Annotated in this window: 1 protein-coding gene; it reads right to left on the bottom strand. The window is 69.8% G+C overall.

All coding sequences use genetic code 11. The annotated features are described in order from the left end of the window. Positions 1–34: 34 nt before the first annotated feature. Positions 35–1060, bottom strand: a complete 1026-nt coding sequence (locus D7X55_RS39600) for a PAS domain-containing protein (protein ID WP_255425059.1) — start codon at positions 1058–1060, stop codon at positions 35–37. Positions 1061–1107 lie beyond the last annotated feature (47 nt).

Below are 1107 nucleotides of genomic sequence, written 5' to 3'. Positions count from 1 at the left end.
GTGGAGGACGCGGGCGGGGGCGCGCGGTGGGGGCTCATCCCTTGAGCTTCTCCTGCAGCTGCCGGTTCTCCTCGAGGAGCGCGGTGGTGCGGGTGGTGTCCTCGAAGAGGATGATGGAGCCCAGCACGTGCGTGTCGGTGATGAGCGGCGTGGCCACCAGCGTGGCGCTCCCCTTGCCCCCGTGCGGCAGCTGGTAGGGGACGCTCTCCAGGCGCAGCGAGCGCTTCTCCTGCAGGTGGCGGCGCAGCTTGAGCAGCAGCGCGCGCTTCAGCGCGGGCACGTGCAGGGACCACAACAGCTGGCCCACCGTCTCACGCTCGGTGAGGCCCAGGAGCCTTTCGGCGGCCAGGTTCCAGGTGGTGATGCGGCCGTCGCCATCCAGCACCAGCACCGCGGCGGAGAGGGTGCGGATGATGGTGCGCTGGCAGAAGGTGAGCGCGTCCATCTCCAGCGTGCGGTGCGCCAGCTCCCGGTTGGTGGCGTCCAGCTCCGAGTTGGCGGACTGCAGCTCCTCGTTGGTCGTCTCCAGCTCCTCGTTGGTGGACTGGAGCTCCTCGTTGGTCGTCTGCAGCTCCTCGTTGGCGGACTGGAGCTCCTCGTTGGTCGTCTCCAGCTCCTCGTTGGACGCGCGCAGCTCCTCCGTGGAGGACTGCATCCGCAGCTGCATGGCCTGCAGCTCCTCCTGCGCCGCGCGCAGGTTCTGCTCCACGCCGCGCAGGTGGGTGACGTCGTGGATGATGTACAGCAGGCCCTGCCGTCCGCCCGCCGACTCGCGCAGCGGCACCACCTGGATGCGCAGGGCGATGGGCTCTCCGCTGGAGACCTCCATCATCCCGTCGGACACCTCCCTGTCGGAGGCGCTGGAGCGCACGCGCTGGCTCTGCTCGACGAGCAGGTCGCCGCTCAAGCCCGGCAGTCCCAGCGAGGCCAGCCGCTTGCCCAGGACCTCCCCCTCGGTGCGGTTCCACATGCGGGCCGCCGCGCGGCTCCACAGCGTCACCGTGCCTTCGCTGTCCGTCGCGATGTGCGGACAGGGGTGCGAGTCCAGGAGGTTGCGCAGGAACGAGCCTGTCTCTTATACCCATCTCCGAGCCCACGCGAGACCGG

Source organism: Corallococcus sp. AB049A (genome assembly GCF_003668885.1).
In the GTDB taxonomy this organism is placed as follows: Bacteria; Myxococcota; Myxococcia; order Myxococcales; family Myxococcaceae; genus Corallococcus; species Corallococcus interemptor.
Note: the sequence above shows the minus strand (reverse complement) of the source record. Positions and strands in the feature narration are given on the sequence as shown.